At 40.5% G+C, this 15,023-nt stretch carries 11 protein-coding genes; 4 read left to right on the top strand and 7 right to left on the bottom strand.

All coding sequences use genetic code 11. The annotated features are described in order from the left end of the window. Nucleotides 1-15: 15 nt before the first annotated feature. The 4 genes from LV92_RS19455 to LV92_RS19440 form a co-directional block, all read right to left on the bottom strand. Nucleotides 16-396 carry a four helix bundle protein gene (locus LV92_RS19455; RefSeq protein ID WP_111625276.1) on the bottom strand — a complete coding sequence of 127 codons (381 nt, stop codon included), beginning with the start codon at nucleotides 394-396 and terminating at the stop codon, nucleotides 16-18. A 35-nt stretch (nucleotides 397-431) separates the two neighbouring features. Further along, the gene (locus tag LV92_RS19450) at nucleotides 432-2,822 is read right to left on the bottom strand and encodes a 3-hydroxyacyl-CoA dehydrogenase/enoyl-CoA hydratase family protein (RefSeq protein ID WP_111625370.1); all 2,391 of its coding nucleotides are present in this window, start codon (nucleotides 2,820-2,822) and stop codon (nucleotides 432-434) included. 34 nt (nucleotides 2,823-2,856) lie between these two features. Further along, nucleotides 2,857-3,288, bottom strand: a complete 432-nt coding sequence (locus tag LV92_RS19445) for a MarR family winged helix-turn-helix transcriptional regulator (RefSeq protein WP_111625369.1) — start codon at nucleotides 3,286-3,288, stop codon at nucleotides 2,857-2,859. 136 nt (nucleotides 3,289-3,424) lie between these two features. Next, entirely contained in the window at nucleotides 3,425-5,197 is a 1,773-nt protein-coding gene (locus LV92_RS19440) for an AMP-dependent synthetase/ligase (protein WP_111625275.1), read from the bottom strand. 485 nt (nucleotides 5,198-5,682) lie between these two features. Between LV92_RS19440 and LV92_RS19435 the strand changes: the two genes are divergently transcribed. Further along, nucleotides 5,683-6,792: a glycoside hydrolase family 10 protein gene (locus LV92_RS19435; RefSeq protein ID WP_111625274.1), complete on the top strand. Its 1,110-nt coding sequence runs from the start codon at nucleotides 5,683-5,685 to the stop codon at nucleotides 6,790-6,792. 130 nt (nucleotides 6,793-6,922) lie between these two features. Here the strand turns inward: LV92_RS19435 and LV92_RS19430 are convergent, their stop codons facing one another. From LV92_RS19430 to LV92_RS19420, 3 genes are all read right to left on the bottom strand, one after another. Further along, a complete protein-coding gene (locus tag LV92_RS19430; protein ID WP_111625273.1) occupies nucleotides 6,923-7,375 on the bottom strand; it encodes a GNAT family N-acetyltransferase in 453 nt (150 codons plus the stop codon). Nucleotides 7,376-7,377: 2 nt separating this feature from the next. After that, complete coding sequence (purL, locus tag LV92_RS19425; RefSeq protein WP_111625272.1) at nucleotides 7,378-11,064, bottom strand: phosphoribosylformylglycinamidine synthase; 3,687 nt, start codon at nucleotides 11,062-11,064, stop codon at nucleotides 7,378-7,380. A gap of 142 nt (nucleotides 11,065-11,206) precedes the next feature. Continuing rightward, complete coding sequence (locus LV92_RS19420) at nucleotides 11,207-12,073, bottom strand: cation diffusion facilitator family transporter (RefSeq protein ID WP_111625271.1); 867 nt, start codon at nucleotides 12,071-12,073, stop codon at nucleotides 11,207-11,209. Nucleotides 12,074-12,270: 197 nt separating this feature from the next. Between LV92_RS19420 and LV92_RS19415 the strand changes: the two genes are divergently transcribed. The 3 genes from LV92_RS19415 to LV92_RS19405 form a co-directional block, all read left to right on the top strand. Next, nucleotides 12,271-14,082, top strand: a complete 1,812-nt coding sequence (locus LV92_RS19415; protein WP_111625270.1) for an acyl-CoA dehydrogenase — start codon at nucleotides 12,271-12,273, stop codon at nucleotides 14,080-14,082. A gap of 103 nt (nucleotides 14,083-14,185) precedes the next feature. Beyond that, complete coding sequence (locus tag LV92_RS19410) at nucleotides 14,186-14,626, top strand: hypothetical protein (protein WP_111625269.1); 441 nt, start codon at nucleotides 14,186-14,188, stop codon at nucleotides 14,624-14,626. A 100-nt stretch (nucleotides 14,627-14,726) separates the two neighbouring features. Continuing rightward, nucleotides 14,727-15,023: transposase (locus tag LV92_RS19405; protein ID WP_146613562.1), on the top strand; the 297-nt coding region annotated here is incomplete at its 3' end.

Genomic DNA, 15,023 nt, shown 5'->3' with positions numbered 1-15,023 from the left:
TGAGAGTTTAGACTGCTAGATACTAGAGTCTAGACTTTGATTGCCTAGATTATCTATAAAGGAGGCAATCATTTTTTGAATTTGTAAAATTTTATTTTCAAGTTCTTCGAACTTTTCTTTGTCTAAATAATTTTCATTATGAGAAACAATTAATTGAGTTTCCCATTCAAAAGCTGACCCCAAACTATTCTCTAAATATTTTATAAAATGCCTATTTGTACTTTTACTTGAACCTTCAGATATATTTGATGGAATGGAGACTGCACATCTGTTAATTTGACTGATTAAATTAAACCTTTCAAAATCTGGATATGTTTTTGTCAGTTTATAGTTTTCACTTACAAGATTCATTCCCTCTTGCCATATTTTCAATTTCTTAAAATTATGTCGTCCCATTTGGTCTAGTCTCTAGGGTCTAGTCGTCTATTACCTTAATTCCGCAACGGTTTCCCTGTCTTCAGCATATGCTGTATGCGCTCCAAGGTTTTTCTTTCCGTGCATAAAGATAAGAACGCTTCCCGTTCCAGATCCAAAAGATATTGCTCTGTTACCAAAGTTGGCTCCGACAAGTCACCCCCGGCCATTACATAGGCTAATTTGTTGGCAATCTTATGGTCGTGTTCGCTTATATAATTACTGTCCTCCATGGCATCCGTTCCTACCAAAAACATTCCTAGGGCCTGTTTTCCAAGAACCTTTACGTCTTTTCTCTTAGGAGGTTGGGTGTAGCCCTGTTCTGCCATTAGTTTGGCGTAGGCCTTTGCCGTTGCAATTTGTCGGTCCTTGTTTACGACCACTATATCTTTCCCTTTTTCAAGTACTCCCATATCATAGGCCTCATAAGCGGATGTTGAAACTTTTGCCATCCCAATGGTGAGGAAATATTCTTGAAGTACATTGAGCTCAACATCATTTTTCCTAAAGGTATCCGATGCCCTTAAGGCCATTTCCTTGGAACCACCACCTCCCGGTATAACCCCAACTCCGAATTCTACCAGTCCCATGTAGGTTTCAGCCGCTGCAACAACCTTATCGGCATGTAAGGACAGCTCGCAACCACCGCCCAAGGCCATCCCATGCGGGGCTGAAACTGTCGGAATGGATGAGTAGCGCATGCGCATCATCGTATCCTGGAACATCTTTATGGCCATATTAAGCTCATCGTATTCCTGTTCTACGGCCATCATAAATATCATTCCAATATTGGCACCAACAGAAAAGTTGGGTGCTTGGTTGCCCACCACCAGACCTTGAAAGTCTTTTTCGGCCAAATCGATGGCCTTGTTGAGTCCTGCTAAAACATCGCCCCCAATGGTGTTCATTTTGGATTGAAATTCCACATTTAATATACCGTCACCCAAATCCTCAATGACAACACCAGAGTTTTTCCATACCTCGTTGGATTTTCTAATATTGTCCAAAATGATAAAGGCATCCTGACCAGGTATTTTCTCCATCGCCTTTTTACGGATGTCGTAATAATAGGTTGCCCCGTCTTTAATGGTGTAGAACGATTTATTTCCAGAGGATATCATTTCGGTAACCCAGGCTGCCGGCTGAAAACCTTCAGCCTTCATCATTTCAATTCCTTTTTCAACTCCTATGGCATCCCAAATTTGAAAGGGGCCATGTCCCCAGGCAAAACCTGCTTTCATGGCGTCATCTATTTTATATAATTCTCCGGTTATTTCGGGTATCCTATTGGAAGCATACTCGAATAATGAAGAAAAACTTTTTCTGTAAAAGGCTCCTGCCTTGTCCTTTCCGGTAACCAGGACCTTAAATCGGTCGATTACATTTTCTATGGATTTGGTGAGCTCAAGAGTAGCGAAACTAGCCTTTTTACTAGGCCTGTATTCCATGGTGTTCAGGTCCAGGGCCAATATTTCCCGACCTTCCTTTTTATAAAAGCCTTGCCCTGTTTTACTTCCGAACCATTTATTTTCCATCATTTTTCCGATAAAATCAGGAAGTGTAAATTGCTCCCGTCTTTCATCATCCTTACAGTTTTCTGCAATACCATTGGCTACATGCACCAGAGTGTCCAAGCCAACAACGTCTACGGTGCGGAAGGTGGCCGATTTTGGCCTGCCTATTACCGGACCTGAAAGTTTATCTATTTCTTCAACGGTAAGGTCCATTTCCTTTACGGCATGGAACAAACTCATTATGCTAAAGGTTCCTATTCTATTACCAATAAACGCTGGAGTGTCTTTGGCTATCACCGAGGTCTTGCCTAAAAACTGTTCCCCATAGCCATTTAAAAAATCCAATACTTCTTGAGAAGTTTTGGGTCCAGGAATTATTTCAAAAAGTTTTAAGTATCGGGCCGGATTAAAAAAGTGTGTTCCACAGAAATGTTTTTGGAAATCTTCACTTCTTCCCTCACTCATAAATTTTATAGGTATGCCCGAAGTGTTGGAAGTAATTAAAGTGCCCGGTGTTCTATGTTTATCGAGTTTTTCAAAAACTATTTTTTTGATATCCAGACGTTCTACTACCACTTCAATGATCCAATCTACCTGTCCAACTTTGGAAATGTCGTCCTCAAGATTCCCGGTCGAGATTCTTTGGGCGAAATTTTGATGATAAATAGGGGAGGGTTTGGATTTTAATGCAGCGGCCAAGGAATCGTTTACCAATCTATTTCTAACTACCTTATCCTCTAGGGTAAGGCCATTTGCTTTTTCTTTATCATTTAGTTCCCGTGGTATAATATCCAAAAGCAATACTTCCACTCCTATATTGGCAAAATGGCAGGCTATGCCGCTTCCCATGATACCTGAACCAATAACTGCTACTTTTTTAATGTGTTTGTTCATCAATAAAAAGGTGTTAACTAGTTTTTTAACTTTATTAATAAATTTTCTTTTCCGCAATTAATTTGTTAATAATCTCCGTTACCTCAAAAAAAGTTTCCAATTTTTCTGTGGGCACATGTGTCCTCACCACATCGTTGAAACGAAGTACAACATCTTTTGAATCCTTCCTCTTTTCCAGGCCAAAAGCTGTGAGGTGTATCAGAACGCCCCTACCATCATTGGGGTTGGGCCTACGTTCAATAAGCCCTTTTTCCTCCATACTTTTCAATATCCGCGATAGACTCGTGGCCTCCATACCCATTTTTGGGCCAAGGGCGGTCGAAGGGGTGCCAGTTTTTGGGTCTATACTCAATAATGTGAAGCCTACGGCCATGGTACTATTGAATTTCCTCGCCTCCTCGTTATACATCTTTGTTACCGCTTGCCAAGTTGCTCGGAGCGCGTAATCTATTGTTATGTCTTGCATGCTGTTTTGTTGGTTCTTCCAAAGATATAAAAATATATTATGCATGCATAATATATTTCAAAAAAAATAGAGGTTCTATAAAATAAAACAGCTTCCCGTTAAAGAAGCTGTTTTTAATTTAGTATCGGACAATCCACTAATGCTCGTAAATGTTATTGTAAAGATCTATATATTTTTCCTTGACAATTTTACGTTTTAGTTTCATGGTGGGCGTTAGGTGCCCTTGGTCTATGCTCCAAACATCTGGTGTAAGTCTAAATTGTTTTACCTTTTCCCATTTGGCAAAACTTTCATTGGCAGCATCCACTTCTTCTTGGAACCTTGAAATTACTTTTTCATTTTGGACCATTTTTCTATTGTCGCCAACCTCTATGTTATGCATTTTGGCCCAATTGTGTAAAAATTCGAAATCTGGTTGTATCAAAGCCGCAGGCATTTTTTCTCCTTCACCAACAACCATTATTTGTTCTATAAATCTGGATTGCTTAAACCTGTTCTCCAATAGTTGGGGCGCAACATATTTACCTCCGGATGTTTTGAACATCTCTTTCTTTCTGTCTGTAATCTTGAGAAATCCATCGGCATCAATTTCACCTATATCCCCTGTATGAAAATATCCATCCTTTAAGACCTCAGCTGTTTTTTCATCATCCTTGTAATAACCTAACATTACTTGTGGCCCTTTAACGCATATTTCTCCATCTTCTGCAATTTTTACCTCTGTATTAGCCAATAATTTTCCAACGGTCCCTATTTTAAATCCGCCATCTCTCATATCGTTCACTGAAACTACCGGTGAAGTTTCAGTAAGTCCGTATCCTTCCATGACTCCAAAGCCGGCGGCATTGAAAATACGCGCCAATCTAGGCTGTAAGGCGGCGCTACCTGAAGATATTAAGGAAAGATTACCGCCTAGGCCTTCCTTCCACTTGCTAAAAATTAATTTTCTGGCAAGAGCCAATTTTTGTTCGTACCACCATCCGTTTTGGCCGTATGGTTCATATTTCAGACCGACTTCAACAGCCCAGAAAAATAATTTTCTTTTAATGCCGGTTAGTGTTGTTCCTTTGGCAATGATTTTATCATAGACTTTTTCCAACAACCTAGGAACAGCAGTCATAACATGGGGAGCGCACTCTTTTAAGTTTTCACTTATTTTGTCCATTGACTCAGCAAAATATATGGTAACCCCTGCGTATTGATATAGATAAACCATCATTCTTTCGTAGATATGGCAGACGGGCAAAAAGCTTAAACATGTGGTATTGCCGTAATCTATAGGCAGCCGTTTAGAACTTTCTATGGCATTGCACACCACATTGTTGTGGGTAAGCATAACCCCTTTAGGTCGGCCAGTTGTACCCGATGTATAAATCAAGGTGGCCAAATCATCTGGTTTAACCTTATCCTTAAGTTTTTCAACCTCATTTTGGTTGGAGGTATCCGCACCCATTTCCAAGATTTCACTCCAATTTTTACAGTTTTCCAGTACATCAAAAGAGTATACATCCTTTAAATGCGGAGTATTCGCTTTTACGGCATTAACCTTGTCAAAAACTTCCGTACAGGACACAAAAACATATTTTGCCTCTGAATGGTTTAGGACATATTGGTAGTCTTCCTCTGATATAGTAGGGTAGATAGGCACATTTTGGGCGCCTAACTGTAGTATTCCAATATCCATTATATTCCATTCCGTTCTGTTGGTCATGGAAATAAGGGCAATTTTATCATTGGGTTTTACCCCTAATCGCAACAAAGCCCTACTTATAGCATTTGCCTTGTCTACATATTCCTGGGTAGATGTTGATACCCATTCTCCATTATACTTTGTAACCAGTGATTTTTTTAAATTGAATTTCTCTAATTGATAGTAAGGAAAATCAAAAAGGCGGGTGATTTCTTGCATATTTAATTTGCTGTTCTTAATCGCAAATTAAGAAAAGGGAACGGTATTTTAAAATCACATTCGTATAAAAAATGTAAAAAAATTATGGAGTCTTCATTTTATCTTCTATAATTTGTATCTCTTTGGCTTTGTTTATATGGATTGGGGAGCTGTAATCGGGATATTTTAAAATAGTGATTTGATCTTCAGGAGCCATGATTTATTACGGATTTTTGCCCATTTTTGAATAAGATTCGATAAATTACGTAAAAGATTTACCCTTATTAATGAATACTAAAGTAGAATTAATTCTAAGGCACAATAATGTTGTTTGTATTAATTCCGAGGTTACTTAGCTAAGAATTATAGTTTGGAAACCACAAAATGATTAAGTTCAAACTTTAATGCACCATATTCCTAAATAAACGCTTCTACCTTTTTTGATGACCTCTGGAGCGTTTATGTGTGACTTATATGTAATTATTATTAACAATTAAACTAAACCAATGAAAAAGCTTTTTGTAACGGCAGTAGTTATTTTTACCATGATTTCCTGTGCCGAAAAATCCAAAATCCCTGTTTATGCATGGACCGGTGGTCCTGGAGAGGCTACAGATCAAGAATTGATAGCAACTTTTAAAAATTATAAGGAGAAGGGGATTGATGGACTAATGTATAATGGTGGACATAATCCGGAAACCTATAAGCGGGTTGGTAAATTGGTAAAGGACGCGGGAATGGAATTCCATACTTGGGTGCCCACAATGGTGCAGGGAGACAATCCTAAATTACCTCAGGATCTTTATGCAATCAACCGAAATGGGGAATCAGCTTTTGATAAACCGGTATATGTTTCATATTACAAATTTCTTTGTCCCAATAAGGAGGGCTCATTCACTTTTTTGTCTGAACTGTACGGGAATATTGCAGCTGTGGAAGAAGTGGACGGGATACATTTGGATTATATCCGTTTCCCGGATGTAATATTGGCAGAAGGCCTTTGGGATAAATACGGGCTAGTGATGAACGAGGAATATCCAGTTGCCGATTATTGCTATTGTGATAAATGTGTAGCTGATTTTAAAGAACAATCCGGAATAGACATAAAGGAGGTCGAAGATCCTTCCAAAGTTCAGGAATGGAAGCAGTTTAGATATGATTTAATCACCAGCATTGTAAATCGTTTGGCCAAGGTAGTACATGACAAGGGCAAAAAAATAAATGCAGCTGTTTTTCCTGGGCCTAGCAATGCAATGAAAATGGTTAGACAGGAATGGAACAAATGGGACTTGGATGCCTTTTATCCTATGAATTACAACGACTTTTACCTAAAGAGTCCTGAATGGGTTGGGGAAATAACCAAGGAGGAAGTGGAATCCGTAAAGGGAGAAAAGCCCATTTACAGTGGACTTTTCATATGTCCGAACCCGGAGAACAAAACAAAGGAAAACGACCCTGAAAATCACGGATTATTGCCTTCGGAAATAGAAACAGCCATAAGAACTTCTATGGAGAACGGAGCAGCTGGCATATGCCTTTTTACCCCCGAAAGAATGAAGCCAGAGCATTGGGAGGCTTTTGATAAGGCAATACATGCGGATTATTCCAAGAAATAAACATTATCCTAGGCTTTGCCTAGAGGAATAACAATTATATATTATAAAAATCCCTTGAAAAGGAGTTGAGATTAAATGCTAATATGGCATAAAAGTCAAACTTCTATTCAAGGGATTTTAATTTTTGGACTTATAGGTGAAGTTTAAATCCTTCGTGGGTAGCTTTGAATCCGATGCCTTCATAAAACCGAATAGCATTGGGCCGTAGTTTGTTGGATGTTAGCTGTATAAGGTGAACGCCTTTTTCCTTTGCTCTTTCAATAATCCATTGAAACATTTGTTTGCCTATTCCCTTGCCCGTTTGATCCTCCCTTACATGCACATTTTCTACAAGACAGCGGATGCCGCCTACATAGGTGAGGTATTGGAGAAAACTCAATTGAAAAGACCCTACCACTTCGCGCTCAGAATTCTCTATAACCATCAGTTCCTGATTCCTGTCACCATCAATTCTTTCAAAAGCATTATAATACTCTTTGGGAAGCGGATCCTCATATCTCTCCCTTAATTGGCCCAAGGTATCATTGGCTATCATTTCTATTATCGCCGGAAGGTCTTCCTTGGTAGCTTGTCTAAAGGTCATAATTAATCCTTATGGGTCTCCAGCCATTTTCTGGCGTTGACAAATGCCTCCAACCATGGTGAAACCTCATCCTTTCTGCCCGCAGGGTAATGTGCCCAATTCCACTGGAAAATGGAACGCTCTATGTGTGGCATAGTCACCAGATGTCGCCCTGAGGCATCACATAGCATGGCTGTATTGAAATCACTGCCATTGGGGTTCGCCGGATAAGCTGCGTAACCATAATTGGCCACAATATTGTAATTATCTTTGGACAAGGGTAATTTAAATTTTCCTTCCCCATGGGAAATCCAAACCCCTAAATTGGCTCCTTCCAAACTTGAGAGCATAACGGAATTGTTCTTTTGAACAACCACGGAAGTAAATCCGCTTTCGTGTTTATGGGAATCATTAAAGGTCATTTTTCCGTGTTCGGTGTGCTCAGGATTAATCAATTCTAATTCCATGAATAGCTGACAACCGTTACAAATACCTATGGAAAGGGTATCGGGTCTGGCAAAGAAATTCTTTAATGCAGTATTGGCTTTTTCGTTGTATTTAAAGGCTCCTGCCCAACCTTTGGCGCTTCCCAATACATCGGAGTTAGAGAATCCACCCACGGCACCTATAAATTGAATATCTTCCAAAGTCTCCCTTCCGGATATTAGGTCGGTCATATGAACATCCTTAACATCAAAACCGGCCAGGTACATGGCATTGGCCATTTCGCGTTCCGAGTTACTGCCTTTTTCACGCAGTATGGCCGCCTTTGGTCGCGCATTGGCCTTCGCAGGCAACTTTCCGTCAAAATGAGCTGGGAAAGTATAGTTTAATGGCTGATTTTTGTAATTGTTATAGCGCTCTTTGGCCAAGTTGTTGGCCGTTTGCCTTCGGTCCAATAGATAGGATGTTTTAAACCAGTTGTCACGTAGGGAATTGATGTTCAATCCCATTTCCATCCCCTGATTTTTTATGGTCAGGGTAGGTGTTGCGCTTACCGATCCAATTTTGAAATGCTCAATTCCTGCATTGGCCAATACTTTTTCTACCGAGCTGTCCTTAGCTTGAAAAACAATTCCCGCATTTTCTGAAAACAATAATTTGATGGTATCGGCTTCACCTATGTTTGTCAAGTCCAATGTAGCACCCAAATCAAGGTCGGCAAAACAAAGTTCCAAAAGCGTCGTAATCAATCCGCCCGACGCCACGTCGTGACCGGCCAGAATTTTTCCGTCAATAATTAATTCTTGGAAAGTATTGAATACGGTCTTAAAATTTTCGGCATTATTTATAGTGGGGGCAGCATCACCAATGGTGTTTAAAATTTGTCCAAAGGAAGATCCTCCCAATTTATAAGAATCTTGAGATAAATTGATGTAGTAGATTTCCCCGCCATTTTTTTGTAATACGGGCTCTACCACCTTGGTAATATCGGTACAGTTTCCGGCAGCGGAAATGATAACGGTTCCCGGAGCTATAACTTCTGCGTCCTTGTAGCGTTGTTTCATGGACAGGGAGTCCTTTCCGGTTGGGACATTTATTCCAAGCTCGATTGCAAAATCTGAAATGGCCTGCACCGCCTCATATAGTCTTGCGTCCTCCCCGGGATTTTTACAGGGCCACATCCAGTTGGCGGAAAGTGAAACCGAGTCCAAACCATTTTTTAAAGGTGCCCAAACAATATTGGTCAAGGCTTCCGCGATACTATTTTTACTTCCAGCAGCGGGGTCGATCAATCCTGAAATAGGGGAGTGGCCAATGGAGGTGGCAATTCCTTCCTTCCCTTTATAATCCAACGCCATAACGCCACAATTGTTCAAGGGTAACTGTAGAGGACCTGCACATTGCTGTTTGGCTACCTTTCCGCCTACACAACGGTCAACCTTATTCGTAAGCCAATCTTTGGCGGCTACTGCTTCCAATTGCAGTACCTGGTCCAAATAATCATGGAAGTGTTCCAGGGAATAGGATGGGGCCGTATATTTTCTTTTTATTGTGGAATCGTTCATTACAGTTTTAGGAGAACTCCCAAACATATCTGATAGTTCCAAGTCCATTGGACTTTCTCCCGTTGTGGCAGATTTAAATGTAAAGCGGTTGTCTCCCGTAACATCACCAACCTCATACATGGGTGATCGTTCCCTATCTGCAATTCGGTGCAGCATATCAACGTCTTTTTTTCCGATGACCAAGCCCATACGTTCTTGGGATTCGTTCCCAATGGTTTCTTTGGCCGATAGAGTAGGGTCTCCAATAGGTAATTTATCCAAATCTATTTTTCCTCCCGTATCCTCGACCAATTCGGACAGACAATTTAAATGTCCACCTGCACCATGATCGTGTATGGATACGATAGGGTTATGGTCGCTCTCTACCATTCCTCGTATGGCGTTTGCAGCCCTTTTTTGCATTTCAGGGTTGGAACGCTGAATGGCGTTCAGTTCTATAGTTGCTCCAAATTCTCCAGTATCGGCACTGGATACGGCAGCGCCGCCCATACCAATACGGTAGTTGTCGCCTCCAAGGATCACGATTTTATCGCCCGTTTTGGGAATATCTTTTATTGCCTGTTCAGCCTTTCCATAGCCAATACCCCCGGCCTGCATAATTACCTTGTCGTATCCTAATTTTCTACCTTGGGCAGTTCCAGGGTTTTCACTGGCTTCATCATGTTCAAAAGTAAGTACGGATCCGGCAATTAGGGGTTGACCAAATTTGTTTCCAAAATCGGAAGCTCCGTTGGATGCCTTTATTAAAATATCCATAGGGGTCTGGTATAACCAATTCCTTTCTGGCATTCCCTTTTCCCAAGGCCTGTTTTCTTCCAGACGGGAATAGGCGGTCATGTAAACCGCAGTTCCTGCCAAGGGCAAGGAACCTTTACCTCCTGCCAAACGGTCCCTAATTTCTCCACCAGCCCCAGTGGCTGCGCCATTAAAAGGCTCTACTGTGGTTGGGAAGTTATGGGTTTCAGCCTTTAAAGATATTACCGATTCAAACGGTTTTTCTTGGTAAAAATCTGGTTTGTCAGCACTTTTGGGAGCAAACTGCACCACTTTGGGCCCTTTTAGAAAGGCCACATTATCCTTATATGCCGATACGATATCCCCTGGATGTTCCTGGGATGTCTTTTTAATAAGCTTAAAAAGTGATGACGGTTTTTCTACTCCGTCGATGACAAAAGTCCCATTAAAAATTTTATGCCTACAATGTTCAGAGTTCACTTGACTAAAGCCAAACACTTCGGAATCTGTAAGTTTGCGGCCAATTTTATCGGAAACTTGTTGTAGATAGGCTACTTCTTCATCACTCAGAGCCAATCCTTCCTGTTCATTATATTGGGCAATATCCAATATTTCCAGTATAGGCGCCGGCATTACATCAACCTTAAAAATATCCTGCGAAAGGCCACTATATTTTTGGGAAAGCATGGGGTCGAACCCTTTTTCATCCTGGTCTACTGCAATAAACTCCTCAATTCTAATAATACCCGAAATCCCCATATTTTGGGTTATCTCTGTAGCATTGGTGCTCCAAGGGGTGATCATGGCTGCCCTGGGACCAACAAAAAAGGCGTCCAATGACGCCGCGTTTAACTTGGGTTGGTTGCCGAACAACCACGTAAGTTTTACGCTATCTTCTTGGGTCAGGTCGTTTTTGGTTTGTACCGCAAATATCTTAGTGCTAAGGTCTCCAAAGAAATGAATCATCTAATATGTAAATTGTAAGGTTGAGAAAGGTGCAAATTTACGGTTTTAATGTGTAATTTTTCATTAGAATAGTTAACAGTTTTGGACAACAATTGTTAATTTCTGTATGAGGTCTATTTTAGAACATAGCCTGCTTAATTATTTATTTTGGTTCTATATGAATCAATACATGCCCAATGTTGGGTATATCCCTGCGGAGCCTGTCCTTTAGTCTATGGGACAGGTCATGCCCTTCTTTTACACTAATACTGCCGTTTACTTGGGCATGAAGATCGATATGATATTTTGTGCCTGCCTTCCGAACAAAACATTTTTCAGTTCCCAATATACCATCAACAGTTGAGGAAACATCTCGAATTTCATCAATAAGGTCATCGTATAAATGCTCATCCATTATCTCTCCAAGGGCAGGTCTAAAGATCAGATATCCATTATAAAAAATAAAAAATGAGGCCGCCAAGGCAGCCCAATCATCGGCCGTTTCATAACCTTTGCCAAAGATCAAGGCAATGGATATGCCTATGAAGGCCATAATGGAGGTGATGGCATCGCTTCTATGATGCCATGCATCTGCTTTTAAGGAGGAACTGTTGGTTTGGATACTCATTTTTAAGACTACCCTATATGAAATCTCTTTCCACAAAATAATGCCACCCAGAACCAATAGTGTCCAGGATTTTGGTGTTTTGTGTGGGGTTAAAATGTTCATAATACTTTCATAGGCTATAATTGTGGCCGAGGTAATTAAAAACCCTACTACCAAAAAAGTAATAAGGGGTTCAATCTTACCATGTCCGTAGGGGTGATTTTCGTCTGCCGGTCTTTTTGCGTATTTAAGTCCAAACAGAACCAAGAGGGAGGAAAAAATATCGGTTGTGGATTCTATGGCATCGGCTATTAAAGCGTAGGAATTGCCAAAAAAACCTGCCAAACCTTTAATTACGGCCAAAGCAATATTCCCAGCTATGCTGAAATAAGTGGTCTTTATTGCCGACTGCTCGTTGTTCATTCTTTTCCTAAACCCGATAAAAATTAAAGGTAAGGAACTTATGATTGCTTTTTGACGTGGGAGAGCAGAATAGTAGATTCAAGTTTTTTTAGCTCCCATACTGCCCAAATAACTTCATTTTTTTACTAGGGGCCTCAATTAGAAGAGTAAATTGTATCTTGGGAATATAATACCAATAAATACTAAATATAAATACCATGGCTAAGGAATATGTAGATATCGCAACATTAAAATATTTGTTATACCATGTACATGGGGTGGAGAATTTGCTAACAGCAGAACGGTTTCAAGATTATGACAAGGATTCCTTGGATCTGTTTTTAAATGCTATCAAGGAATTTTCCGACCGTGAATTATTTCCCTATTTCAAAGAGATGGATGAAACGCCTGCCATGTATAAAGATGGAACCATAATGGTGCATAAGCAGGTTGATGTAATGATGAAGAAAGGTGGGGAAATGGGAATTATTTCCGGACCATTTGATTATGCGGATGGGGGGTTGCAGTTACCTTTTATAGTCCATACTGCTTCAGCCTATATTCAGGAGGCGGCAAACAATCATCTGCCAGGATATGCAGGACTGACCCAAGGGGCTGCAGAGCTGATTGTTCATTTCGCCGACGACAACCTAAAGAAAACCTATGTTCCCAACATGTTGTCTGGAGACTGGGGAGGTACCATGTGTCTTACGGAACCCCAGGCAGGTAGTTCCTTATCGGATATCACTACTAAGGCAACCCCTACTCAGGATGGTTACTATAAAATATCCGGACAAAAAATATTCATTTCAGGTGGCGATCATCAATATGCAGAAAATGTTGTCCACCTATTGTTGGCAAGAATAGAAGGCGCTCCGTCTGGAACAAAGGGCATATCCTTATTTGTAGTACCAAAGCTAAGGTTAGGTGGGGATGGAAGTCTAGAAAATAACGATGTGATAACCGTGGCCGATTTCCAGAAAATGGGTCAACGGGGTTATGCTACGACCCATCTAGGATTTGGTGACAAGGACGATTGCCATGGCTGGCTGGTAGGGGAGGCGCATAAGGGGCTTAAATATATGTTCTTAATGATGAACAGTGCCAGGATAAGTGTAGGCCGCGGGGGTGCAGCTATAAGTATGGCAGCTTACCAAGCTTCTTTGGAATATGCCATGGAACGACCCCAGGGACGAAAACTTTCCAGCGATGGAAAAAAAGATCCCGATGAAAAACCGTGTTTAATAATTGAGCATCCAGACGTAAGACGCATGCTGTTATTGCAAAAGGCTATTGCCGAAGGTTCTTTGAGTTTGGTGCTATTGGCCGCCAAGTATTACGATATTATACAATCCACCAAGGACCTCGAAACCAAGGAAAAGTACGGTCTATTATTGGAAATGATAATTCCTATTGTAAAGACCTATCCCACCGAGGCAGGAACTTTATCTGTGAGCAATGGGGTGCAGGTGTTGGGCGGATATGGATTCTGTTCCGATTTTATACTTCAGCAATACTATCGTGACATTAGGATATTTAGCATATACGAGGGTACTACGGGTATACAATCCCAAGATTTATTAGGTCGTAAGGTTCCGATGGAAAATGGAGAAGCCCTGGAATTGTTGTTAAAGGAAATATTGTATACCCTAGAGGAGGCAATGGAGTTTGAAGAATTGCGCTCATCGGCCAAAAGTTTGGGGGACAAAATTAAATTAACTAGAGAGGTATTGGATTTTCTAATGCCTTTTGCCAAAAAAGGAAATTACGAACGTTATTTATCCGATGCCAATTTGTTTATGGAATATTTAAGTCACGTGGTCATAGCATGGTTATGGCTCGATATTGCTGTAAATGCACAGCGTAACTTACAGGAGGAGGACCAAGCTTTTTCCAAAGCCTTTTACGACAGCAAAATCCATACTATGAAATTCTATTTCAAGTACGAACTACCGAAGACTGGTAGTTTGGCAGAATCGTTAATGCATCCGGATGTACTTACCACAAATTCCAAGAAGGAGGTTTTTTGAAAATCTTTTTTTTCTAAACGAGGTAGGGTAATTTTCCTTTTGGTTGTTTTGTATACAAACAGTGCTATTAAAAAAATCACAGTTTAAACAAAACAATTAAGTTATGAATAGATTACAATTTTTAAGTATAGTGATCCTACTTTTTTCTTTTGTCGGATCAATAGCCCAGGAAGTAGAATCCACCGAACAGGAAAAACTTACTTATTATGAACAAAGAGCCAAGGAGGATGCAAAATTTGAGCAATCACAGGAATTGGCAGAAGAAGAGGAGGAAGAATTCTGGGAATCCCAAAAGGATTATGAGCGACAATTGAAAAAAAGGGATAAAAGGGCGTACAAGGCGTATATGAAAGGTAAGAGGGATGCCTATGCGGAACATCGCAGTCATTGTGATGCACATTGTCACCACAGCGACCATTACCATACCCACGCCAGTTTCTACTATTATCATAACGAACCTTATCGTTATAGAAGCTATTCCAGTGGAACAACTATCCGCACGGGAGTTGGGATCAGTGCACCTAGTGTTAGAATAGGACTTTAGGCACCAGAAACTAAAAAGAGGCCGTCCATGAATATGGACAGCCTCTTTTTTTATTATTTTGTCCCGTCCTGAAATAGTGATACACTAAAAACTTAGTGTAATGAAAACATCAGAAAATATGGGGTATACCAGGCGTACCCAAAAAGATTACTCCATTTCTTTTAAGCTTCAATTAGTTGAAGAAATTGAACAAGGACTTCTTACGAAAGCTCAAGCAAAGGCCAAATATGGTATTCAAGGAGACTCAACGGTGACCAAATGGTTGAAGAAATATGGTAACTTTGATTGGGAACATCGACCTTATTATGCTATGGCCAAAACACCTGAACAAAAAATACTTGAGTTAGAAGCAAAGGTAAGATTGCTCGAGAAACAGAAAGCTCGGGCAGAACACCTT

This window comes from Arenibacter echinorum, assembly GCF_003259375.1.
Lineage (GTDB): Bacteria > Bacteroidota > Bacteroidia > Flavobacteriales > Flavobacteriaceae > Arenibacter > Arenibacter echinorum.
This window is presented reverse-complemented; position numbering and strand designations above follow the sequence as displayed.